At 72.8% G+C, this 23,082-nt stretch carries 21 protein-coding genes; 8 read left to right on the top strand and 13 right to left on the bottom strand.

The genetic code is table 11. From position 1 onward, the window contains the following. The first annotated feature begins 14 nt into the window (after positions 1-14). On the top strand, positions 15-533 hold the full coding sequence (locus ACXNSR_RS17005) for an EF-hand domain-containing protein (protein ID WP_458642849.1): 519 nt from the start codon (positions 15-17) through the stop codon (positions 531-533). Between the two features lie 90 nt (positions 534-623). Here ACXNSR_RS17005 and purU read toward each other — a convergent pair whose 3' ends face one another. Continuing rightward, positions 624-1,502 carry a formyltetrahydrofolate deformylase gene (gene purU, locus ACXNSR_RS17010; protein ID WP_458642850.1) on the bottom strand — a complete coding sequence of 293 codons (879 nt, stop codon included), beginning with the start codon at positions 1,500-1,502 and terminating at the stop codon, positions 624-626. A 14-nt stretch (positions 1,503-1,516) separates the two neighbouring features. Then, entirely contained in the window at positions 1,517-1,963 is a 447-nt protein-coding gene (locus ACXNSR_RS17015) for an SCO4402 family protein (RefSeq protein WP_030012051.1), read from the bottom strand. A gap of 195 nt (positions 1,964-2,158) precedes the next feature. Here ACXNSR_RS17015 and ACXNSR_RS17020 point away from each other — a divergent pair, with 195 nt between their 5' ends. Beyond that, positions 2,159-3,448, top strand: coding sequence for an ABC transporter substrate-binding protein (locus tag ACXNSR_RS17020; RefSeq protein WP_458642851.1), 1,290 nt, complete (start codon positions 2,159-2,161; stop codon positions 3,446-3,448). 10 nt (positions 3,449-3,458) lie between these two features. On the opposite strand, the gene ACXNSR_RS17025 is transcribed toward ACXNSR_RS17020, so the two are convergent. Together ACXNSR_RS17025 and ACXNSR_RS17030 are read right to left on the bottom strand one after the other, a co-directional pair. Continuing rightward, complete coding sequence (locus ACXNSR_RS17025) at positions 3,459-4,811, bottom strand: hypothetical protein (RefSeq protein WP_458642852.1); 1,353 nt, start codon at positions 4,809-4,811, stop codon at positions 3,459-3,461. A 119-nt stretch (positions 4,812-4,930) separates the two neighbouring features. Continuing rightward, on the bottom strand, positions 4,931-6,310 hold the full coding sequence (locus tag ACXNSR_RS17030; RefSeq protein WP_458642853.1) for a transcriptional regulator: 1,380 nt from the start codon (positions 6,308-6,310) through the stop codon (positions 4,931-4,933). Between the two features lie 222 nt (positions 6,311-6,532). Between ACXNSR_RS17030 and ACXNSR_RS17035 the strand changes: the two genes are divergently transcribed. The 3 genes from ACXNSR_RS17035 to ACXNSR_RS17045 all read left to right on the top strand — a co-directional run bounded on the left by ACXNSR_RS17035 (position 6,533) and on the right by ACXNSR_RS17045 (position 9,905). Beyond that, positions 6,533-7,213, top strand: coding sequence for a bifunctional DNA primase/polymerase (locus ACXNSR_RS17035; protein ID WP_458643327.1), 681 nt, complete (start codon positions 6,533-6,535; stop codon positions 7,211-7,213). 137 nt (positions 7,214-7,350) lie between these two features. Next, on the top strand, positions 7,351-8,193 hold the full coding sequence (locus ACXNSR_RS17040) for an ABC transporter ATP-binding protein (protein WP_458642854.1): 843 nt from the start codon (positions 7,351-7,353) through the stop codon (positions 8,191-8,193). Then, positions 8,190-9,905 carry a transporter gene (locus tag ACXNSR_RS17045; protein WP_458642855.1) on the top strand — a complete coding sequence of 572 codons (1,716 nt, stop codon included), beginning with the start codon at positions 8,190-8,192 and terminating at the stop codon, positions 9,903-9,905. Before ACXNSR_RS17040 ends, ACXNSR_RS17045 begins: the two co-directional genes overlap by 4 nt. Positions 9,906-10,013: 108 nt before the next feature. Here ACXNSR_RS17045 and ACXNSR_RS17050 read toward each other — a convergent pair whose 3' ends face one another. The 3 genes from ACXNSR_RS17050 to ACXNSR_RS17060 form a co-directional block, all read right to left on the bottom strand. Next, complete coding sequence (locus ACXNSR_RS17050) at positions 10,014-10,532, bottom strand: hypothetical protein (protein ID WP_458642856.1); 519 nt, start codon at positions 10,530-10,532, stop codon at positions 10,014-10,016. A 174-nt stretch (positions 10,533-10,706) separates the two neighbouring features. Beyond that, positions 10,707-11,585, bottom strand: a complete 879-nt coding sequence (locus ACXNSR_RS17055; protein ID WP_458642857.1) for an alpha/beta fold hydrolase — start codon at positions 11,583-11,585, stop codon at positions 10,707-10,709. Between the two features lie 388 nt (positions 11,586-11,973). Next, positions 11,974-12,666: a metal-dependent transcriptional regulator gene (locus tag ACXNSR_RS17060; protein ID WP_458642858.1), complete on the bottom strand. Its 693-nt coding sequence runs from the start codon at positions 12,664-12,666 to the stop codon at positions 11,974-11,976. Between the two features lie 256 nt (positions 12,667-12,922). Here ACXNSR_RS17060 and ACXNSR_RS17065 point away from each other — a divergent pair, with 256 nt between their 5' ends. Then, positions 12,923-13,678: an SIS domain-containing protein gene (locus tag ACXNSR_RS17065; protein ID WP_458642859.1), complete on the top strand. Its 756-nt coding sequence runs from the start codon at positions 12,923-12,925 to the stop codon at positions 13,676-13,678. A 36-nt stretch (positions 13,679-13,714) separates the two neighbouring features. Here the strand turns inward: ACXNSR_RS17065 and ACXNSR_RS17070 are convergent, their stop codons facing one another. Continuing rightward, complete coding sequence (locus ACXNSR_RS17070) at positions 13,715-15,037, bottom strand: PAS domain-containing protein (RefSeq protein WP_458642860.1); 1,323 nt, start codon at positions 15,035-15,037, stop codon at positions 13,715-13,717. A gap of 254 nt (positions 15,038-15,291) precedes the next feature. Here ACXNSR_RS17070 and ACXNSR_RS17075 point away from each other — a divergent pair, with 254 nt between their 5' ends. After that, positions 15,292-15,822, top strand: a complete 531-nt coding sequence (locus ACXNSR_RS17075; RefSeq protein WP_458642861.1) for a hypothetical protein — start codon at positions 15,292-15,294, stop codon at positions 15,820-15,822. A 250-nt stretch (positions 15,823-16,072) separates the two neighbouring features. On the opposite strand, the gene pdxH is transcribed toward ACXNSR_RS17075, so the two are convergent. Then, positions 16,073-16,735: a pyridoxamine 5'-phosphate oxidase gene (pdxH, locus tag ACXNSR_RS17080; protein ID WP_458642862.1), complete on the bottom strand. Its 663-nt coding sequence runs from the start codon at positions 16,733-16,735 to the stop codon at positions 16,073-16,075. A 200-nt stretch (positions 16,736-16,935) separates the two neighbouring features. Here pdxH and ACXNSR_RS17085 point away from each other — a divergent pair, with 200 nt between their 5' ends. Next, on the top strand, positions 16,936-18,042 hold the full coding sequence (locus ACXNSR_RS17085) for a citrate synthase 2 (protein ID WP_030390669.1): 1,107 nt from the start codon (positions 16,936-16,938) through the stop codon (positions 18,040-18,042). Between the two features lie 69 nt (positions 18,043-18,111). Here ACXNSR_RS17085 and ACXNSR_RS17090 read toward each other — a convergent pair whose 3' ends face one another. The 4 genes from ACXNSR_RS17090 to ACXNSR_RS17105 form a co-directional block, all read right to left on the bottom strand. Continuing rightward, positions 18,112-18,699 (bottom strand): TetR/AcrR family transcriptional regulator, encoded by a 588-nt coding sequence (locus ACXNSR_RS17090; protein ID WP_202201035.1) that lies wholly within the window; start codon positions 18,697-18,699, stop codon positions 18,112-18,114. Next, entirely contained in the window at positions 18,687-19,424 is a 738-nt protein-coding gene (locus ACXNSR_RS17095) for an enoyl-CoA hydratase family protein (RefSeq protein ID WP_458642863.1), read from the bottom strand. Before ACXNSR_RS17095 ends, ACXNSR_RS17090 begins: the two co-directional genes overlap by 13 nt. A 589-nt stretch (positions 19,425-20,013) precedes the next feature. After that, a complete protein-coding gene (locus ACXNSR_RS17100; protein ID WP_458642864.1) occupies positions 20,014-21,174 on the bottom strand; it encodes an acyl-CoA dehydrogenase family protein in 1,161 nt (386 codons plus the stop codon). Continuing rightward, complete coding sequence (locus ACXNSR_RS17105; RefSeq protein ID WP_458642865.1) at positions 21,171-23,075, bottom strand: acetyl/propionyl/methylcrotonyl-CoA carboxylase subunit alpha; 1,905 nt, start codon at positions 23,073-23,075, stop codon at positions 21,171-21,173. Before ACXNSR_RS17105 ends, ACXNSR_RS17100 begins: the two co-directional genes overlap by 4 nt. Positions 23,076-23,082 lie beyond the last annotated feature (7 nt).

The raw sequence follows: 23,082 nt of genomic DNA on the forward strand, positions 1-23,082 counted from the left end.
GGCGGAACGTCGAAATGGACAGCGCAGAATACGAGCGCAAGATCGCCGCCCGATTCGCCACCTTCGACCAGGACGGGTCCGGCTATATCGACCGGGAGGACTTCAGCGCTGCCGCGAAGTCCGTCCTGGCCGAATTCGGCACCACCGCCCGGTCGGAGAAGGGCCAGGCCGTCTTCGCGGGCGCCGAGGCCTTCTGGCAGGGAATGGCCGGCATCGCGGACGTCGACGGGGACCAGCGGGTGTCCCGCGAGGAGTTCATCACCGGGGCCGCGAAGCGGCTGCGCGACAACCCGGAGCGGTTCGCGGAGATCGCGCGGCCGTTCCTGCGGGCCGTGATCGCGGTGGCGGACGAGGACGGCGGCGGCACGACCCCACCGAACGCGGCCCGGGTCCTGCGCGTCCTGGGCACCCTCCCGGAGCTGGCCCTCCAGGTGGCCGAGGCCCTGGACGCGGACCGCGACGGCCGGATCTCGGAGGACGAGATCCTGGCGGCCTTCGCGGGCTACTGCGGCGTGGAAGCCCCCGACGCGTAGCACCTGCGGCGCGGCCCGGCGCATTCAGCCTTGCCAGGGGGCACCTCCCAGCGGTAGCCGGGAGGTGCCCCCTGGCGGGGCTGCACTTCCCTACCCGAAGACGACCGTCCGGGCGCCGTTGAGCAGCACGCGGTGTTCGCTGTGCCACTTCACCGCCCGCGCGAGCGCCTGGCACTCCACGTCCCGCCCGATCGCGACCAGCTGGTCCGGTGTCACCTCGTGGCCCACCCGCTCGACCTCCTGCTCGATGATCGGCCCCTCGTCGAGGTTCGCCGTCACGTAGTGCGCGGTCGCGCCGATCAGCTTCACACCTCGCGCGTGCGCCTGGTGGTACGGCTTCGCGCCCTTGAAGCTCGGCAGGAAGGAGTGGTGGATGTTGATGATCCGCCCGCTCAGTTCCGTGCACAGCTTGTCGGACAGCACCTGCATGTAGCGGGCCAGGACCACCAGGTCGACGTTCTCGGCGCGCACCAGCTCCAGCAGCTGCGCCTCCGCCTCCGCCTTCGTGTCCTTGGTGACGGGGATGTGCACGAACGGGATGTCGTAGGAGCCGACCAGTTCGGCGAAGTCGGTGTGGTTGGAGACCACGGCCGCGATCTCGACCGGCAGGGCGCCGATGCTCGTGCGGAACAGCAGGTCGTTCAGGCAGTGCCCGAACTTGGACACCATGAGGATGATCCGCATGCGCTCCTCGGAGCGGTGGATCTGCCAGTCCATCTTGAAAGAGTCGCCGATCGCGGCGAAGCTGGCGCGCAGCTTCTCGACCGTCACCGGGGGCTCGGCCTCGAAGTGCACCCGCATGAAGAAGAGTCCGGTCTCCCGGTCTCCGAACTGCTGGCTGTCCACGATGTTGCATCCGGTCATGAAGAGATAGCTCGACACGGCATGCACGATGCCCTGCTTGTCGGGGCAGGACATGGTCAGGACGTACTGGGGCTGGGCCGGGGCCTCGGTGTGCGGGTCGCTCATGACCGCACAGCCTTTCACACCGCGCGAGTGAGGATCTTCAACACATCGAGCGATGTCGGTCGCACGTCCGGGTCGTCCCCGTCGGCTTCCGCCAGCCGTACGTGCGCCTCGCGCGCGGCACGTACCGCCTCGGGCCACGCGTGGTGCTCCAGGTAGGCGGAGACGGGGGCGTCGGGGCCGACCTGGTGGAGGATGCGGAGCACCCGCAGCACGGCGAGGTCGACGACGGCCGCCTCCTGCGAGTCGCGGAAGATCGTGCCGACGTACTTCTCTGCGGACCAGCTGTCGAGCCAGGTGTCCTCGACGAGCCGGTACACGGCGTCGGTGATGTCGCCGTACGCCTCGTCGCCGGTCAGCCAGGTGTCCTCGTGGAAGACCGGGTCGGAGAGCATGTGCAGCGCCGAGCGCACGTTGCTGCGCCAGCGCCACCACGGCATGTCATTGAGGGGCATGCCGCCCATGGTGGAGGAGCGGCCGCCGCGTCGGGAAGGGTTCTTCGAACCTTGGGCGAATGTCACGCTTTCGATCGTACGTTCCGGTTCGATGCGATCTTGAAGCGCCCACCGGGACTGAGCCCCCGTAATTCACCTGGACGTCACCCGATGTTGCGTCCATCTCACTCGACAGTTACCGGTGGGGCGGAATGGTGCATGGACATGACCCTTTCGCGACGCGTCGCATCCCGCTCCCGCACCTTCGTGGCCACGGCAATGGGTGCGTGTCTCATCGCCGGGTGCGGGACGCTTCCCGGGGGCTCGGAGGGCTCCGGGGAAACCGTCACCGTCATGACGTTCGCCCCCGAGGACACCAAAGCGACCAACATGCCCGGAATGACCGGCATGGCCAAGGCCTACGAGCGCTACGTGAACTCCAAGGGCGGAATCAACGGGCACAAACTGCGCGTACTGACCTGCAACGAGAAGAACACGCCCTCCGGCGCCGCCGACTGCGCCCGCAAGGCCGTCGCCGAGAAGGCCGTCGCCGTCGTCGGCTCCTACAGTCAGCACGGACGCGCCTTCATGGCCCCGCTGGAGGCGGAGGGCATCCCCTTCATCGGCGGCTACGGAGTCTCCTCCGAGGAGTTCCAGTCCCCCCTGTCGTACCCGGTCAACGGCGGCCAGCCCGTCCTCATCGCCGGCGCCGGCCACCAGCTGAGCCGTGCCTGCAACCAGGTCGCCCTGGTCCGCCCGGACACCCTCGCGGCCGACGCCCTGCCGGTCCTGCTCAACGCCGGGCTGCGGGCCAACAAGATGGCGGACGCCTCCGACATCCGCGCCGCCGAGGACTCCGCCGACTTCGGGCCCCAGGCCCGCGAGGCCCTCGCGCACACCAGCGGCACCGGAAAGGAGAAGGAAAAGGAGAAGGGCTGCGTGACCGCCGTCCTCGGCGAGCGCACCGAGACCTTCTTCGACGCCTTCCGCCGGACCGACGCCCAGCGCAAGAAGCCGCAGATCTCCTCCGTGCTCGGCAGCGTCAGCCAGTCCCTCGTGGACCGCACCGGCGGCAAGGAGAGCCCCTTCGAGGGGGCGTACCTGACCAGCTGGTACCCGGTCGCCGCCGACCCCCTGTGGGAGCCCATGCGCAAGGTGGTCACCGAGTTCGCGTTCGGCGACGACAACGTCGACCCCGACGACAGCGGGGCGCAGACCACCTGGATCGCGTACACCGTGCTCAGCGAGATGCTGGGGCGCTTGAAGGAGGACGAGCCCGTCACCGGCCGCAAGGTCAAGCGCGCCCTGAACGAGTCGCCGCCGGTCAGCACCGGAGGCCTCACCCCGAAGCTGAGCTGGCGCTACCAGGACATGCGGGCCGTCGCCGGCTTCCCGCGCATCGTCAACGGCCAGGTCACCTTCCAGATCGTGCAGGCCGGGCGGCTTGTGGCGCAGCCCGGCGAGCAGTCCCTCGACATGACCCCGACCCTGGTGACCGCCCCGCCCATGGCCTGACCGCAACGCCTCAGAGCTGGGACTTGTCCCGCTTGGTGAGGCCGTACTTGCCGGCGATCGTGTTCCACATGGTCGCGGCGGACTCCTTGGCCCTGGTCGCCTCGCCGCTCGAACGGTTGCCTTCGGAGGCGTTCTTGGTGACCTTGGCCTTGCCGTCCTTGCACTTGTCGTCGTCCACGTCGTCCGCCCAGGCCGCGTAGCTGTCGTCGGCGTCCGCGGAGGACTGCCAGGCCTTGGTCAGGGCCGCGGACAGCTTCGCGTGGTCCGGGAGCTGGTCCGTCTTCAGCTCCTGGAGGCGGGTGACGAGCTCCTCGCGCTGGCGGGCCGCGTCGCGCAGGTCGGCGGCCGCCTGGTCGAGGTTGCTGCAGCCCTTGATGTCCTCCACGGCCTTGATCACCGCGGCCCGGCTGTCGTTGCTGTCGGCGAGGAGCTTGTCCAGCTGGACGGCCTGCGAGCGGGCCGGGTCCACGGGAGCCTCGCCGACGGGGGCCGCGGAGCCGCCGCTCGCGGTCGGGGCGGCGGCGACCGCGCCGGGGTCGGTGTTCTGCGGCTTGTCGTCGGCGAGCAGCGAACCGACGCCGAGCCCGACGACGGCCAGGCCGATGACCACCGCGCCGATGATCGCGGGCGAGACCTTGCGCGCGGGCTCCGGGGGCGGCGGAGGCGCGGCGTACTGCTGCTGCGGGTGCGGCTGCTGGTACTGCGGCTGCTGCGGCGGCTGCTGCTGGTGTCGCTGCGGGCGGCCCGGGCGGGGGCGCGGCGGCGGCTGGCGCAGCACGGGCTCCTGGACGGGCGGCAGGTGCTGGGTGTGCCCGGCGGAGTCGTCGCCCCGGAAGAGGCCGTCGAACCCGTCCGTGGCGCGGTCGGCGGGGACCGGCGGTATGTACTGGGTCGCCGCCTCGTCGTGCCCGGGAGCGGCCGGGACCGGCGGGATGTACTGCGTCGCCGCCTCGCCGGGCCCGGGGGCGGCCGGGACCGGCGGGATGTACTGCGTGGCGGCCTCGTCATGGCCGGGAGCGGTCGGGAGCGGCGGAACCGGCGGAATGTACTGCGTCGCCGCCTCGCCGGGCCCGGGAGCGGCCGGGACCGGCGGAATGTACTGCGTCGCCGCCTCGGGCAGCGGGGGGTAGCCGTAGCCGTGCGGATCCCCCGGCCCCTCGTAGCCGGGCCCCACCACGTGCCCGGGCGCACCCTCCGGGCCGGGATAGGCCTGCGGATACCCGTACGCGGCCCCGGGCTGCACCTGCTGCTGCACCTGGTCCTGCGGCTGCGGCTGCTCCGGGTACGCCGGGTAGCCGGACGCCGGGTCCGGACCCCACGGGGCACCCGGCTGGGGGGCGCCCCCTTGTCCGCTCTGCGTCACCGGGACTCCTTCTCCGACTCGCCCGACCCTACGGAACCGTCAGGTCACGCTACCCCGTCACGCACCGCCACCGTGAGAGCACCCCGAACCCCGTCCGGCCCCGGCCGACGCGGCACCCCCTACGCCGTCACCTCCAGCCGCGCCGCGAACTCCCGCACCGCCGCCTCCTCCCGGTACGGCTCCAGCCGCGCCCGGAAGTCCTCCAGATACTCCACGCCCCGGTTCGAGCGGAGCCCCTCCAGCAGCTCCGCCGCGCGCGTCGCCGTCAGGCAGGCCTGCTCCACCTCCCGCTGCTGCACCTGCGCCGCCGCCAGCAGCAGCAGCCCGATGGCCCGGCGGCGCGCCTTGCCCGCCGGCAGCCCCCGCAGGGCCTCCTCCGCCCGCCTGGCCGCCGCGTCCGCCTGCCCCAGGTCGCGGTGGCAGTGCGCCAGCTCGTCCGCGAGGTACGCCGCGTCGAAGTGGCGGATCCACACCGGGTCGTCCCCCGACTCGGGCTCCGCCCGCTCCAGCGCGCTCACCGCCCGCCCGGACAGCACCGCCGTCGCCCGGCCGTCCCCGAGCAGCGCGTGGCCGCGCGCCTCGGCCGCGTAGAACATGGCCTCGACCCGCGGGGTGACCTGCCCGCGCGTCCCCTCCTGGGCAGCCCGCGCCAGCTGTGCGATCTCCCGCGGGTTGCCCAGTTCGGCGGCGAGGTGGCTCATGGACGCCGCGAGCACGTAGCCCCCGTACGCCCGGTCCCCCGCCGCCTGGGCGAGGCGCAGCGCCTGGATGTAGTACCGCTGGGCCAGGCCCGGCTGGCCGGTGTCCACGGCCATGTAGCCGGCGAGCTCCGTCAGCCGGGCCACCGAGGCGAACAGGGCCCGGCCCACGGATTCCCGGTAGGAGCCGCCGATCAGCCCGGACACCACCGAGTTGAGGTAGTGCACGACCACCGGCCGGACGTGCCCGCTGCCGAAGCGGTGGTCGAGGTCCTTGAGGGCCTCGGTGGTGGCCCGGACCGCCTCCACGTCCGGCATGCCGACCCGCGAGCCGCCGCTGCGGGCGACCTGGGTGTCGGCCCCGGTGATCAGCCAGTCGCGGCTCGGCTCCACGAGCGCGGAGGCGGCCACGCTGGAGCCCGCGAGGAAGTCGCGGCGGCCGACGTCGCTGCGCCACAGCTCGCAGACCTGCTCGATGGCGCCGACGACGGTCGGGGAGAACTGCAGGCCGACACCGGAGGCGAGGTTCTTCCCGTTGGCCATGCCGATCTCGTCGATGGTGACGGTCCGGCCGAGTTTGCGCCCGAGCGCCTCGGCGATGATTCCGGGCGCCCGGCCGCGCGGCTGCTGGCCGCGCAGCCAGCGGGCCACGGAGGTCTTGTCGTAGCGCAGATCGAGGCCGTGTTCGGCCCCGCACATGTTCACGCGCCGGGCGAGCCCGGCGTTGGAGCACCCGGCTTCCTGGATGAGCGCCTGCAGCCGTTCGTTCGGCTGGCGGGCGACGAGAGGCCTGGCTGCCATGAAAACCCCCTGCTGACCGCGGGTGATCCGTTGGAATGATCACTTCCCGCCTGATGTGCGGAGAATCTTCCGCTCTGCGTCGTGTCGCTACCCAGCAACAGCGCCCCGGCCTCCTACGCGCCCCCACGCGTGCATCAGTGCGCCCCGTATGCAGGATCGATGCTCCGCCCGCGGGCGGGTTTACGCCCGTAACCCCGGGTGACCCGAAGAGTTGTGATGGGCGTGGAAGAGACCATCGGAGTCACGGAGACCGCACCCATCCCCAAGCAGCGCGGCGAGCAGCTGCTGGACCATGCCGTGCGGTACGCGGAAGAACGGCACTGGGATGTCTTCGCCGGCACCTGGTTGGAGCCCGCAGACGGCCGCGAGCTGTGCTCCTGCGGGGCGGCGGACTGCCCGGCGCCCGGCGCGCACCCGACGGTCAAGGACTGGGCGGCCCAGGCCACCGGCAGCGCCGTGCAGGTCCGGCGGATCTGGGCGAAGCACCCGCAGGCCTCGATCCTGCTGCCGACGGGCCGGACGTTCGACGCGCTGGACGTACCCGAATCGGCCGGGTTCCTCGCGCTGGCACGGCTGGAGCGGATGGAGCGCACCCTGGGGCCCGTCACCCTCACACCCGACCACCGGATGCTGTTCTTCGTCCTGCCGGGCGCCGGCGTCAAGGTGCCCGACCTGGTGCGCAAGCTGGGCTGGCCGTACGCCACGATCGATCTGGTGGCGCGGGGCGAGGGCGAGTACGTGGCGGCGCCGCCCACCCGCTTCGGCGGCCGGGGCTCGGTCCAGTGGGCGCGGCGGCCCACACCGGCGAACCGGTGGCTGCCGGACACGGAGGAGCTGATCGACGCGCTGGCGTACGCGTGCGGCAGCGAGGCCGCGGCGGAGCGCAAGCGCCGCCAGGGCTGACACCGTCCCCCGAACTCGCCCTCCGCACCTGCGAAATCAGGGCGAAAACTGATGACATAAGTAACTGCTCAGGCCTCTCCCCCTCCTCCTATGGTGAAGAAGGAACGACCAACGGGGACGTAATGAGAGGCAGGCGCATGCCGGACCAGGGCGATGCGACGGGTGGGACGTACGGGACGGGTGGCGCGCAGTCGACGCCTCCCGCCGTGCGGGTGGAAGGTCTGTGGAAGCGGTTCGGCGAGCAGGTGGCCGTCGCCGGGATCGACCTGGAGCTGCCCGCCGGGCAGTTCATCGGTCTGGTCGGCCCCAATGGCGCGGGCAAGACCACCACGCTGTCGATGGTGACCGGACTGCTGCGCCCGGACATGGGGCGGGTCCACGTCGCGGGGCACGACGTGTGGGCGGACCCGACCGAGGTGAAGGCGCGCATCGGCGTCCTGCCCGAGGGCCTGCGGCTCTTCGAGCGGCTGTCGGGGCGCGAACTGCTCGGCTACATGGGCCGGCTGCGCGGGCTGCCGGGCGAGGAGACCGACAAGCGTGCGACGCAGCTGCTGGAGGTCCTCGACCTCGCGGGCTCGCAGCACAAGCTGGTCGTGGACTACTCGACCGGCATGCGCAAGAAGATCGGCCTCGCGGCGGCGCTGCTGCACAACCCCGAGGTGCTCTTCCTGGACGAGCCGTTCGAGGGCGTCGACCCGGTGTCGGCGCAGACCATCCGCGGGGTGCTGGAGCGCTACACGGCCTCCGGCGCCACGGTCATCTTCTCCTCCCACGTGATGGAGCTCGTCGAGTCGCTGTGCGACTGGGTCGCCGTGATGGCCGCCGGCCGGATCCGCGCCGCGGGCCCGCTGGCCGACGTACGGGGCTCCGCGCCCTCGCTGCAGGCCGCCTTCCTCGAACTGGTCGGCGCGCACGGGCGCGACGCGGCCGGGGACTCGCTGGAGTGGCTCGGCGGCGGCTCCGGGGCGGGATCGCGATGACCTCGCCCGCCAACCCTGCCACCGGCCCGGCCGCCGGTCCGGCCAACGGCCCGGCCGCCACCGTGACCGCTCCCGCCACCGGTTCCACCGGGACCGCCGGAGCCACCGGGACCTCGCCCGTCGCGTCGGTCCCGCTGACCCCGGTCTTCGTCCGCCTCAAGCTGTCGCTGCTGCGCAACGGGCTGAAGGGCTCCTCCAAGCGCAAGGCCGCCTACTTCTCGACGCTCGCCTTCGCCCTGGTCGTCGGCTTCTTCGCGACCCTCGGCCTGGCCCTGCTGCACGGGAACACCCACGCCGGCACGGTCGTCGTCCTGCTGGCCGGGATCCTCGCCCTCGGCTGGGCCTTCATGCCGCTGTTCTTCCCCACCGGGGACGAGACCCTCGACCCGAGCCGGCTGGTCATGCTGCCGCTGCGCCCGCGTCCGCTCGTACGGGCCCTCCTCGCCTCGTCACTGGTCGGCATCGGACCGCTGTTCACCCTGTGCCTGGCCATCGGCTCCGTACTGGCCGTCGCACGCGGCGCCGCCGGCGCGGTGGCCGCCGTGGTGGCCGCACCCCTGCTGGTCCTCGGCTGCGTGACCCTCGCGCGGGCGATGGCCACGGCCAACGTGCGGCTGCTGACCAGCCGCAAGGGGCGCGACCTGGCGATCCTCAGCGGCCTGCTGATCGCCGTGGGCGGCCAGCTCGTCAACTTCGGCAGCCAGCGCCTCTTCCAGGCGGGCGGCCTCGCCACGCTGGAGCCCGTCGAGGCCGTGGTGCGCTGGCTGCCGCCGGCGACCGCCGTCGGCATGGTGGACTCGGCGAGCGAGGGCGCGTACGGGGTGGCGGCCGCCCAACTGGCCCTGACCCTGGCCGCCGTGGCCGGCCTCCTGTGGTTCTGGGAGCGGACCCTGACCCGGCTGATGGTCACCCCGGACGGCTCGACCATCACGGCGGCCCGGCCCACGAAGGACCGCGGCGCGGGCGGCCTGTGGTCCCTGCTGCCCGCCGGCCGGACGGGCGCGACCATGCAGCGCACCCTGCGCTACGCCGTCCGCGACCCGAAGACCAAGGCGTCGCTGGTGACCGGGCTGGCGATCGGCCTGATCATCCCCGTCTTCAACGCCCTCCAGGGCACGGGATCGGTCTACCTCGGCTGCTTCGGCGCGGCCATGCTCGGCATGCAGATGTACAACCAGTTCGGCCAGGACACCTCCGCGTTCTGGATGGTCGCGCAGACCATCACCTCCACGCGCGACGCGTACGAGGAACTGCGCGCGCGGGCCGCCGCGCTGGCCCTGGTCACCGTCCCGTACACGCTCCTGGTCATGGTGATCACGGCCGCGGTGCTCGGCGACTGGTCCGCCTTCCCGGCGGCCACGGGCCTGGCCCTGGCCCTGCTGGGCTCGATGCTCTGCACGGGGGCGCTGGCCTCGGCCCGCTTCCCCTACTCGATCCCGTCGGACGGCGCCTTCAAGAACGTCGTCCCGGGCCAGGCGGGGCTAGCCTGGGCCGGCATCTTCGGCGGGCTGCTGGTCTCGGCGGTGGTCTCCGCCCCGGTGATCGCCCTGACGATCTGGCTCAGGGCGGACGGCCACCAGGACATCTCCTGGATCGTGCTCCCGCTGGGTGTGGCCTGGGGCGCACTTGCCGCCTGGGCGGGCCTGCGGCTCGCCGCCCCGACGGTGGCGCGCAAGCTGCCGGAGATCCTGACGGCGGTCAGCAAGGGCTGAGCGCCGCCCACCGCCTGCCGCCTGCCGACCGCCGACCCAGCCGGAACGGGCCGGTCTCCGCTCCCACGGGGGAGAGCGGAGACGGGCCCGTTTCCCTTGGGCCCGGCATCAGTTGGCGGCGAGCAGGGCGAGTACGGCGATCGAGCCCGCGAAGACGACGACGTGCCGGAGGTTCTGGAGGTACGGCATCACCCAGTCGGGGAAACCGTCCTCGGCGGCGCGGAGCATGGACCTGACGTCGATGCGCTGCAGTTCGGCGTCCCCGGACTTGGCGAAGGCGGCGGTCACGGACGGCACGGCCGTCAGGTTCGAGTAGAGGATCACGCAGTTCACGAGGAGGACGAGCGGCTGGACGACCCACGACACCGTCCCGCTCCACGCACTCCCCGCGACCTGGAGCACGGCGGGCACGGCCAGCGCCACCGCGATCCCGACGGGCGCCCAGGTCTCGTGCCCACCCGCGTCGAGCCGCATGCCGTTCTCGGCCATGACGGTGGTGCGCACCCCCTGCCGCCCCAACTCGGCCTCGACGGCGGCCTGGGCGCGGGCGCCGTAGCGGCTGCGGACGACGGGGATGCTCAGGAAGGCGACGGCGATCAGCAGCTGCAGGGCGGCGACGGCGTTCATCGGGGGGACCTCGTTTCTCGGTGCTTGCCTGGCGACGCCGTCACCATGAAGCCGCCCCCTGACAGCCCCCGAACACCCCGCTGACAGACCGCTGACACGCTCGGCCCTACGACGAGCGACGGCCGCCTGTTCCGCCCCGCCCGGCGCACGGGAGGGGCGGAACAGGCGGGGTGGTCAGGGGGCTTCGGCCTTGACGGCGTCGAGGAAGGGTTCCAGGACCTCGCGCCAGGCCGTCGGCTGGTCGTAGTGGAGGTAGTGGCCCGCGTCGGGGATCTCCGCGTACTGGCCGGCCGGCAGGACGCGGACCATTTCCTGGGCCTCGGCCCGGCCCAGTTCGCCGTCGAGGCCGCGGACCACCAGGGTCGGGCAGCGGACCTGGGCGAGTTCCTCCCAGTGGGCGTCGTGGACCCAGGTCTCCCGGGCCGTCAGCATCTGGCGGCGGGAGAAGACCGGGCGCCAGCCGTCCGACGCCTCGTGCATGACCTCGGCGAAGAAGGCGCCGCGGCCGGGGTCGGGGCGCTCCACCCGGGGATCGTCCTCGCCGAACCAGCGGCGGGCCGCGTCCTGGGTGGGGAAGGGCAGCGGCCAGTGGTGGAACCAGTCCTCCCATTCCTGCTGGGAGGCCGCGCCCAGGGCGGAGGCCCGCATGTCGCAGATGACGACGGCTTCGACCAGGTCCGGGCGGCGGGCCGCGAGCTGCCAGGCGGTGAGGGCGCCCATGGAGTGGCCGATCAGTGTGACGGGGGCGAGGCCGAGCTGCTCGACGGCCGCTTCGGCGTCGGCCACGAAGGCCTCGCGGCCCAGGGAGGTCGGGGTGCCGTCGGGGGCGGCGGGCGGGCGGGCGCTCTGGCCGTGCCCGCGCTGGTCCAGGGCCACGACGCGGTGGCGCTCACGGAGCCAGCGGGCGGTGCCCGCCCAGTGGAAGGCGCGGCCCATCAGGCCGTGAAGTAACAGCACTCCGGGGCGGGTGTCGGGCTCGGCCTCTGCTTCGCGGAACTCCCAGGCGGCCAGGCGGAAGCCTTCGGCCCCTGTCACATCGACGCGCTGTACCACCGCAGATGCACCCCCTTCGCTCCCCGCCAGACTATCGAACCCGCATTCGAAAACGGGTTTCTCGCCCACAACACCGCTCTTTCGAGTGACCTTGCTCAAGGATTGATCCCCGCTGCCGATGGAGATCCTTTCACCAGGGAGGCGGGCCGCTCGGGGAAGACGGTCCGAGGGGACGACCTTGAGAGCTCGGGGCTCCAGGTCACCAGGGGAGGATCGGTCCCGGCGCCGAAAGGCGCCGGGACCGCCCACACCAAGACCGGTCATCCGTACGGGTCACGACGGTCACGACCCGTGGTTCACGGACCTGCCCACCGGACGCATCCACGCCGACACGAACACGACGCGAACGCCGAAGCGAACGTCGTCGCGAGCGCCGACGCGCCGGAGGTCAGCGCTTCGCCACGAACACGTGCGAGGCGACCTCCGCGTCCAGCTCTGCTGCCTCACCCCCACTGCCGACCAGCACGCCGCCCGGCGACTCGGTCACGCTCACCACCGAACCGGGCTGCACGCCCGCCCGCCGGAGCGTGTACATCAGCTGGGCGTCCGTCTGGATCGGCTCACCGATCCGCCGGACGACCACGGTCTTGCCCTCGGTGCCCGCGTCGAGCTCGGACAGGCTGACCATCCCGTCCTCCAGGAACGGGTCCGCCTCGGCCTTCTCACCCAGCTCCTCCAGCCCCGGGATCGGGTTCCCGTACGGCGACTCGGTCGGGTGGCGCAGCAGCTCCAGCACCCGCCGCTCCACCGCCTCGCTCATCACGTGCTCCCACCGGCAGGCCTCCGCGTGCACCTGCTCCCACTCCAGGCCGATGACGTCGACGAGCAGGCACTCCGCGAGCCGGTGCTTGCGCATGACGCGCGTGGCCAGCCGGCGGCCCTCCTCCGTCAGCTCGAGGTGCCGGTCGCTGGCGACGGCCACCAGGCCGTCCCGCTCCATGCGCGCCACCGTCTGGCTCACCGTCGGACCGCTCTGGTCGAGCCGCTCGGCGATGCGGGCGCGCATGGGGACCACGCCTTCCTCTTCCAGCTCGAGGATGGTGCGGAGATACATCTCCGTGGTATCGATCAGTCCGGACATTCGTGCCCCTCGGATTGCGTGCGCTGGCCCTGTCCCCAATTCTGACGCATCGGGCCGACAACCGTCCCGTGCCGTGGGTCAAGACCGCTCCCGGACATCTCCCGGGCGTCCCGGCGAAGATCGTCCGATGATGTCCGGGGTGCGTGACCGGAACATCTGCCCGGGACTGACGTTCGTATTGACACGCCCTTGGTCCAGACCGCACGGTGAGCGGCGGACACGGACGCTCCCCCACCTCTGGAAGGGCCATCGGCGTATGAGCGAGAGCAAGCTGGCCGGTCAGTTCTTCGATGCCGCCATCGGTCTGCTGGAGCGGGTGCGGGACGAGGAGGCCCCGCACATCGCCGAGGCCGGCTCCCTCATCGCCGACGCGGTCGCCGCCGGCAACCGGCTCTTCGCCTTCGGCGCCGGCCACTCCTCACTGCCCGCCCAGGACGTCGTCTACCGGGCCGGCGGCCTGGCCCTGATGAACTTCCTCGCCGTCCCCGGCACGGCCGGCGTCGACGTCATGCCCGCGACCCTGGGCAGCGCCCTGGAGCGGGTCGACGGCCTGGCCGGCGCCGTCCTCGACAGCAGCCCCGCCTCCGACGGCGACATCCTCGTGATCATCTCCCTCTCCGGGCGCAACGCCCTGCCCGTCGAGATGGCGATGAACGCCCGCGCCATCGGCCTCAAGGTCATCGGCGTGACCTCGGTGGCGTACGCGACCGGGACCAAGTCGCGGCACGTCTCCGGCACCTTCCTCAAGGACCACTGCGACGTCGTCCTCGACAGCAAGATCGCCGTCGGTGACGCCGAGCTGAGCATCGACGGCATCGACGCGCCCTTCGCCCCCGCCTCCACCGTCGTCACCAGCGCGATCATGCAGGCGGTCATGGCCACGGCGGCCGGCGAGCTCGCCGCCCGCGGGCTGGAGCCCCCGCTGCTGCGCTCCGGCAACGTCGACGGCGGCCACGAGTGGAACGGCCGCGTCATGCAGGAGTACGGCGACCGGATCTTCTTCCGGCACTGAGCAGCCGGTCCGGGGCCCCGGCACCCCGGACCGCGATCAGGCCCCGTCCCGGCCGGCGGAACCCGCCGCCAGGTCCAGGTCGGCCGCGACCCGGGCCGCGACCTCCTCCGCGTACGCCGCATCCGCGCGCTCGAAGGCCGCCCGCGAGGGCCCGCGCACGAACGTCAGCGCCCCCAGGGTCCGCCCCCGGCTCCGCAGCACCGTGCACAGCACGTGCACGGCGCCCTCGGGCCACTGGCGGGCCCGCGCCCACCCCGCGTCGACCTCCCCGCGCGGGGCGCTGGTGCGCACCGAGCCGATCCGGTCCAGTGCCTGCAGCGCCGGGTGCCCGGCCGCGTACCGGACGGGGATCGCCCCGGGGCCCGGCAGCACCGGCGGCGACGCGGCGGACCGTACGAGCCTGCGCCGCTCGGGATCGGCCGCGGGATCCAGCACGTCCAGCAGCGCGTGCTCGGCGAAGCCGGCGAGGGCGAAGTCCAGTCGCACGGCGGCCGCTTCGGCCGGGTCCTCGCACTCGGCGGCGGCCCGCCCCGCACGGTGGAGCTGGTGCGAGCGGAACCGCAGCTGCGCGGTGTCCAGTTGCTCCTGGCGGGCCTCGGTGACGTCCTGGAACAGCCAGCCCACGCCCAGCGGCACCGGCTCCTCCGCGAGCGGCGAGGCCAGCCGCAGGAACCCGCACCGCCAGCACCTGCGCCGCACCCCCTCGGCCGTGCTCACCGACACCCACATCTCCACCGGCGCGGGCGGGGCCCCCTCGGCGAGCACGTGCTGGAGCGCGCCCTCCAGCTCCTCGACGCCCTGGGCCAGCAGCTCCCCCAGGGGCCGCCCGAGCAGGGCGGTGCGGCCGGTCCCGAAGGCCCGTGCGGCGTGCGCGTTGACCACGGCGGGCCGCAGGTCGACGTCGACCAGGACGACGCCCCAGGAGGCGTCGTCCATCAGGGCCTCGCTCAGCGCGATGGAGCGTTCCAGGTCGATCTGGGCGTGCACCTCGCTGAAGGCGCAGTACACCCCGGCGGGTTTCCCGTCCGCGCCGGGCACCCCGGCGGACTGGGTCCGCACCAGGACGCGCCCGCCGTCCTTGGTCAGCAGCGCGAACTCGTGCACCTGCCGGCCGGGCACGTGCTGGGCGGCCATCAGCCGGTCCTGGACGTCGTGCGCGTCGGCGGCCCGCACCGCCCAGCCCTCGAAGCCTCTGCGCCCCACGGCCTCGGCGGCGCTCCAGCCCAGGATCCGCTCGGCCTCCCGGTTCCAGTGGGTGATCACGCCGTCGGCGTCGAACGCGCACAGGGCGGCGTCCATGCCGTCCAGCAGCGCCGCGAGCAGATCGTCGGCGGTCTCGTCACGTCCGTAGGCACTCACCTGGAACCCCCAGCAGGTGTTCGCGTATGCGGCACGTCAGATCATTGAACTCGAACGTGACCCACACCACACCGCTTTCGGCGAAATCGGCGCGCATCCCCACACACCTGGGAAAGCACCACCGGAACGGCCGCACGTTCGAGTGACCATTCCGCATCCGCGCACACCGCACGGTCCACGATGCGTAGCGTCGCGGGCACCACGAGAAGGGACTGGAACGCGTGGTCAGCCAGCTGAGGAGACCTCTGCAGGACGTGGCCGCCACGAACGCCACCAGGCTCCAGCTCGTGAAAGCGCTCGCAACGCAGGGCGTGCCGGTACATGCGTGGTCGGGCGGGCGCACCTACTGGAACCGGTCCGCGATGGGCTTGCCGAAGAGCCACACGCTCGACGCCCTGGCCATCGGAATCATCGACCACGAGCGAGGGGACGCGCTCGTCCGGGTACCCGCGCAGATCCTGGTGGTGTCGTCGACCGGGCGTGGTTCGTACGCCAGGACCACCCCTGACCGCTTCGGGTTCCCCCGCTTGCAGCGGCCGCGCGGCAAGGTCCACCACGGGTACGCGACCGGGGACCTGGTGGCGGCCGTCGTGCCCAGAGGAAAGTGGGCCGGCAGGTGGGTGGGACGCATCGCGGTCCGGACCAGCGGCCAGCATCGCATCACGACGTCGACCAGCCGCTTTGACGTCTCCCACCGGAACTTGCGGCTGCTCCAGAGAGCCGATGGATACGCCTACGGATTCGCCGACGAAATTCGATTGAGCGGACCGCACAGGCCTGCCTAGAGTGGAGGCACACTGAAAGGAGGTGATCCCGGAAATGTACGAACTCCGGACGCGTGAGGTGGCTGCGGGCTAGGGCCCGTCGTCAGTAGCGCACCCAGTGCGGTGCCCGGCGGAATCGCCCGGCGCCAATCCCAAGCAGTCACCCGACCCGCGGGCTCGCCGGTACGTCCGGCCGGCTTCTCTCACTGCAGGAGAGAAACCCGAGCCCGCGGGTCGTCTGCGTTCCCCGCTCCCGCTCGGCGCCGCACGGCTACGGGCAGAGCCGCTCCACGTGCCACTTGCCCCCGTCCAGGACGTAGCGCAGACGGTCGTGCATGCGGTTCTCGTGGCCCTGCCAGAACTCCACCGCCTCCGGGACCACGCGCAGGCCGCCCCACTCCGGCGGGACCGGCACCTGCTCGTGCTCCGGATAGCGGGCCTCCAGCTCGGCGTAGCGCCGGTCCAGCTCCGCGCGGGAGCCGATCACGCTCGACTGCTCGCTCGCCCAGGCGCCCAGCTGGGAGCCGTGCGGGCGGGAGCGGAAGTACGCCGCCGTCTCGTCGCGGCCGATACGCGCCGCCGTACCCGTGACGATCACCTGGCGGGCGATCGGGTGCCACGGGAAGAGCAGGGCCACGTGCGGGTTCCCGGCCAGCTCGCGGCCCTTCCGGGAGGCGTAATTGGTGTAGAAGACGAAGCCCCGCCCGTCGAACTGCTTCATCAGCACCGTCCGCGAGCTGGGCCGTCCGTCCGGGGTGGCCGTCGATACGACCATGGCGTTCGGCTCGAAGAGGTGCGAGTCGGCGGCCTGCTGGAACCAGAGCGCGAACTGGTCCATCGGATGCTCGGCGAGACTCCCCTCGTCGACGATCTCCGAGCGGTACTGCTTGCGCATCATGGCGGGGTCAATGTCCTGATCGGTCACGTCCGCCATCCTGCCGCAGCCGGACCGGTGGCGGTGTGCCGTATGTCACGCTTCCGCAGTCGGGGCGGAGCGGCCAAAATCTTGGGGCCGGTCCGAAGGTCCCCGAGTGGGTGACCGACGGCCGTGCCGGGCATCAACGGGGATGACCGCGCCGGACCGCGAGTCACGCCGGGAGCCGCGCGTGTTCGCACTATCTGAGGAGCCGCCTGATGTCCGACTTCGTACCCGGGCTCGAAGGGGTCGTCGCGTTCGAGACGGAGATCGCCGAACCCGACAAGGAAGGCGGGTCGCTCCGCTACCGGGGCGTCGACATCGAAGACCTCGTGGGCCACGTCTCCTTCGGGAACGTCTGGGGCCTGCTGGTCGACGGTGCCTTCAACCCGGGCCTGCCGGCCGCCGAGCCCTTCCCCATTCCGGTCCACTCCGGTGACATCCGCGTCGACGTCCAGTCCGCGCTCGCCATGCTCGCCCCCGTGTGGGGCCTGAAACCGCTCCTGGACATCGACGAGCAGACCGCCCGTGACGATCTCGCGCGCGCGGCCGTGATGGCCCTGTCGTACGTCGCCCAGTCCGCCCGCGGCCAGGGCCTGCCCATGGTGCCGCAGCGGGAGATCGACAAGGCCGAGTCCGTCGTCGAACGGTTCATGATCCGCTGGCGGGGCGAGCCCGACCCGCGGCACGTCAAGGCCGTCGACGCGTACTGGACCTCGGCCGCCGAGCACGGCATGAACGCCTCCACCTTCACCGCGCGGGTGATCGCGTCGACCGGCGCGGACGTCGCCGCGGCGCTGTCCGGCGCGGTGGGCGCGATGTCGGGGCCGCTGCACGGCGGGGCGCCGTCCCGCGTACTCGGCATGATCGAGGAGATCGAGCGCACCGGCGACGCCGTGGCGTACGTGAAGAAGGCCCTCGACAAGGGCGAGCGGCTGATGGGCTTCGGGCACCGCGTCTACCGTGCCGAGGACCCGCGTGCCCGCGTGCTGCGGCGCACGGCCAAGGAGCTCGACGCGCCGCGCTACGAGGTGGCCGCCGCGCTGGAGAAGGCCGCGCTGGAGGAGCTGCACGCACGCCGCCCCGACCGGGTGCTCGCCACGAACGTGGAGTTCTGGGCCGCGATCATGCTGGACTTCGCCGAGGTTCCCGCGCACATGTTCACGTCGATGTTCAGCTGCGCCCGCACCGCCGGCTGGTCGGCGCACATCCTGGAGCAGAAGCGCACGGGCCGCCTGGTGCGGCCCTCGGCCCGCTACACCGGGCCGGGGCGGCGCAACCCGCAGGAGATCGAGGGCTACGCGGACATCGCCGAGACGGCGTAAGCCCCGCTCGTGCCCTGGGCGCCGTATCCCGCTCCCGCGGGGTGCGGCGCCCTTCCCGTGCCCGCCGCCTCAGCCCAGGGCGGCGTCCAGGATCCGGGACCACTGGGCCACCACCCGGGCCCGGCGGGCCGTGTCGTCGGTGAGCACGTTGGCCAGGCCCAGGCCCCGCGCCATGTCCAGCAGGCCCTGCACGGTCTCCCGTACACCCGGCACCGACTCGTCGGCGCCCAGCAGCTCGACGGCGATGCGGTGGGTCTCGCGGCCGACCCGGGCCTCCAGTTCGGTGACCCGGGGGCGCAGCTGCTCCTCGTTGGAGGCGGCCACCCACAGCTGGAGGGCTGCCCGGAACAGGGCGCCGGTGTAGAGGTCGACGAGCGCCTCCACCACGGCGGGGCGGGCGGCCGGGCCGGCGTGGAAGAGGTCGCGCAGGGCGGTGGAGCGCTCCTCCGCGACGTACTCGACGGCCGCGGTGAACAGGTCCTCGCGGGTCGGGAAGTGGTGCTGGGCGGCGCCGCGCGATACTCCGGCCCGTTCGGCGACGACCGAGACGGTCGAACCGGCCCAGCCGTGCTCCGCGAGGCAGGACACGGCCGCCTCCAGGAGGTGGCGGCGGGTGACGCGGCTGCGCGCCTGCTTGGGGCCGGTCACAGCGACCATGACGGTTCCCGGCGCTCGAAGCGGGCGGTGATGCCTTCGCGGGCCTCGGCGGAGGCGAACAGTGCGGCGGACAGCTCGGTGAGGCGGGAGCCGTCGCGGGCGAGGGCCTCGCGCACGGCGGCGGAGGTCAGCGCCTTCGTCGCGGCCAGCCCCTGCGGGGAGGCCTTGCGCAGGCCGGCGAGTACGGGCGCCAGGGCCGCGTCCACGTCCTCGCCGTGCAGGGTGAGCAGTCCGATCCGGGCGGCCTCGGCGGCGTCGAAGGCCTCGGCGGTGAGGAAGTAGCGGGCGGCGGCGCGGGGGTCGAGGCGCGGCAGCAGCGGCATGGAGATCACCGCGGGGGCGAGGCCCAGATGGGTCTCGGTGAAGGCGTACGAGGACCCCGGTCCGGCGGCGGCGATGTCGCAGACGCCGAGCAGCCCGAGGCCGCCGGCCCGGACGTGGCCGGTGACCCGGGCGACGACGGGCTTGGGGAGCTCGGCGGTCTCGCGCAGCAGGGCCAGGAAGTCGGCCGGATCGCAGGGGGACTTGAGGTCGGCCCCGGCGCAGAACGTGTTGCCGGTGTGGGTGAGGACGACGGCCCGGACGGCGGTGTCCGCGGCCGCGGCGGCGAGCGCGGAGCGGAGCTCGGCGACGAGGTCGGCGGAAAGGGCGTTGCGGTTGCCCGGGGAGTCCAGGGTGAGGGTGGCGATGCCGGTCGCCTGGGCGGCGTGCACTCGTGGGGCCATGTCTCCTCCGGAGTGGTTGGCGGATGTGGGTACTTCGGGAGAGTACGGGGTGCCCTGCGGGGTGCCCTGCGGGCGGCTCGGCGGTTGGTGGTGCGGGCTGCCCCCGCCGGGGCTGCGCCTCAAACGCCGGCGGGGCTTGGAGGGGTGGGGCGGGGCCCCGCACGAGGATCTCCTCGGCTCGGCGCGCGCGGCCCTGTCTCGGCCAGACGGCCATGGTCGCGCCTCGTCCTGCGGGGACCCTCCTGCGTGTCCCCGCCCCACCGGTACGGCTACGACAGCGACGGCCCACCCCCTTCCCGGAGAGCCCGCGCCACCGGGCGGGGGAAACCAGGCCCTCTCCCCCGTGGGCATGCGGCTGAGGGGCGGGGGGACGGGGCGGGGTGTCCCCGCAGGACGAGCGCGCACCACCGAGCACAACCGAGACAAACCGAACCGCGCGAGCCGAGGAGACACCCCGCCCCGGCACCCCGCCCCGACCCCCGCCGACAAGCCCGCCACAACCAGCCCCGCCGGCGATTGAGGCGCGGGGTCCGGGGCAGAGCCCCGGCACACGGCCGCAACACGAACCAGCCGCCCGCAGGGCAATCGGTTAGTAGGACTTGGGGAGGCCCAGGGTTTGGTGGGAGATGAAGTTCAGGATCATCTCGCGGCTGACCGGGGCGATGCGGGCCACGCGGGCGGCGGTGATGAGGGAGGCCAGGCCGTATTCGCGGGTGAGGCCGTTGCCGCCGAGGGTGTGGACCGCCTGGTCCACCGCTCGGACGCAGGCCTCCCCGGCGGCGTACTTCGCCATGTTCGCCGCCTCGCCCGCGCCCATGTCGTCGCCCGCGTCGTACAGCGCGGCCGCCTTCTGGGTCATCAGGCGGGCCAGTTCCAGTTCGATGTGCGCCTGGGCCAGCGGGTGGGCGATGGCCTGGTGCGCGCCGATGGGCGCCTTCCAGACCTGGCGGGTCTTCGCGTAGTCGACGGCCTTGGCGAGGGCGTGGCGGCCCATCCCGATGGCGAAGGCGGCGGTCATGATCCGCTCCGGGTTGAGTCCGGCGAAGAGCTGGAGGAGGCCCGCGTCCTCGTCGCCTACCAAGGCCGAGGAGGGCAGGCGGACCTCGTCCAGGGTGAGTTCGAACTGCTTCTCCGCGGCGGCGAGTTCCATGTCGATGACCGAGCGGCCGAAGCCGGGCGCGTCGCGCGGGACGATGAACAGGCAGGGCTTGAGGCTGCCGGTGCGGGCGTCTTGGGTGCGGCCGACGATGAGGGTGGCGTCGGCGATGTCGACGCCGGAGATGAAGACCTTGCGGCCGGTCAGGATCCAGTCGTCGCCGTCGCGGCGGGCCGTGGTGGTGATCCGGTGGGAGTTGGATCCGGCGTCGGGTTCGGTGATGCCGAAGGCCATGGTGAGGCTGCCGTCGGCGAGGCCGGGCAGCCAGGCCTGCTTCTGGGCGTCCGTGCCGAAGCGGGCGATGACCGTGCCGCAGATGGCGGGCGAGACGACCATCATGAGGAGGGGGCAGCCCGCGGCCCCGAGTTCTTCCAGGACGATGGAGAGTTCGGCGATGCCGCCGCCCCCGCCGCCGTACTCCTCGGGGAGGTTGACGCCGAGGTAGCCGAGCTTGGCGGCGTCGGCCCACAGCTCGTCGGGGTGGCCGCCTTCGCGGGCGACGCGGGCGAGGTAGTCGCGGCCGTAGCGCTGTCCGAGGGCGGAGACGGCGGCGCGCAGGGCGTTGTGTTCGGCGGACTCGGTGGTGGGGCTCATGACTGCGGTTCCTCCTGGACTACGGCGAGCAGGGCGCCGAACTCGACCTGTCGGCCGGTGTCGACGTGGAGCGCGGTGAGCGTGCCGGAGGCGGGAGCGAGGATGCGGTGCTCCATCTTCATGGCCTCGAGCCAGAGCAGGGGCTGGCCGGCGGTGACGGGGCTGCCGGGGGCCAGGCCCTCGGCGATGCGGACGACGGTGCCGGGCATGGGGGCGAGCAGTGAGCCCGGTTCGGTCCGGTCCTGGGGGTCCGGGAAGCGGGGGACGCGGGTGAAGGTGTGGGCGCCGAGTGCGGAGTCCACGTAGATCTCGTTCGAATTTTGTTTCACGTGGAACGCCCGGCGGATTCCCCCGACTTCGAGGGTGACGAGGTCCGGGGAGGTGGAGACGACGCGGATCCCGGGGTGGTTCACCGGGTGGTACTGGACCTCGTACTCGGTGCCGCCCGTGGTGTAGCGGCGGGTCTGCGGCTGTGAGCGGAGGTTGCGCCAGCCGCCGAGACGGGCGGCGAGGGGGGCGTCCGGGCCGGGGGACGCTTCGGCGAGGGCGGCGGCGAGGGCGGCCGGGGTGGCGTCCGGGGTGTCGGCGGTGAGGGTGTCGAGGTGACGGTCGTAGAAGCCGGTGTCGAGTTGTCCGGCGGCGAACTCCGGGTGGCGCAGGGAGCGTACGAGGAGTTCGCGGTTGGTGGTGAGGCCGTGGATGCGGGCTCCGGCGAGGGCGGCGGCGAGGGCCCGGACGGCCTCGGCGCGGGTGGGGGCGTGGGCGACGACCTTGGCGAGCATGGGGTCGTAGTGGATTCCGACGGTGTCCCCGTCGGTGAAGCCGGTGTCGACGCGGATCCCGCCGGGGATGGCGAGGGTGTGCAGGACGCCGGTCTGGGGGCGCCAGTCCTGGGCGGGGTCCTCTGCGTAGAGGCGGGCTTCGACGGCGTGGCCGGTGGGCTGCGGGGGTGCCGGGGGCAGGGCCTCGCCTTCGGCGACGCGCAGCTGGAGGGCGACGAGGTCGAGGCCGAAGACGGCTTCGGTGACGGGGTGTTCGACCTGGAGGCGGGTGTTCATCTCCAGGAAGTAGGGGCGTCCGTCGGCGGTGACGAGGAACTCGACGGTGCCCGCGCCCCGGTACGAGACCGCGCGGGCGGCGGCTACGGCTGCGGTGTGCAGGCTCTCGCGCAGGGCGTCCGGCAGGCCCGGTGCCGGCGCCTCCTCGATGACCTTCTGGTGGCGGCGCTGGAGGGAGCAGTCACGGGTGCCGAGCGCCCAGACGGTGCCGTGCGCGTCGGCGAGGATCTGCACCTCGACGTGGCGGCCGCGTTCCACGTAGGGCTCGGCGAAGACCTCGCCGTCCCCGAAGGCGGAGCGGGCTTCCGCCGAGGCGGCGTCGAGGGCTTCCTTCAGCTGGTCGAGGTCGCGGACGACGCGCATGCCGCGGCCTCCGCCGCCGGCCGCGGCCTTGAGGAGGAGGGGCAGGTCTGCGGGGGTGGCGGCGGCCGGGTCGACGGGGTCGAGGAGCGGTACCCCGGCGGTGCGCATGAGTTCCTTGGCCCGGGTCTTGGAGGCCATGGCCTCGATGGCTTCGGGGGGCGGGCCGATCCAGGTCAGTCCGGCGGCCAGGACTTCGCGGGCGAAGTCGGCGTTCTCGGAGAGGAAGCCGTAGCCGGGGTGCACGGCGTCGGCGCCCGCGGCGAGGGCGGCCTTGATGATGAGGTCGCCGCGCAGGTAGGTGTCGGCGGGGGCGGCGCCGGGCAGCCGTACGGCCGCGTCGGCGTCGCGGACGTGCAGGGCGTCGGCGTCCGGGTCGGAGTGGACGGCGACGGTGGCCAGGCCCAGTGCGCGGGCGGTGCGGAAGATCCGGACGGCGATCTCGCCGCGGTTGGCGACGAGGAGGGAGGTCAGGTTCGTCATGTGCGGG

The organism is Streptomyces sp. NC-S4, assembly GCF_054353315.1.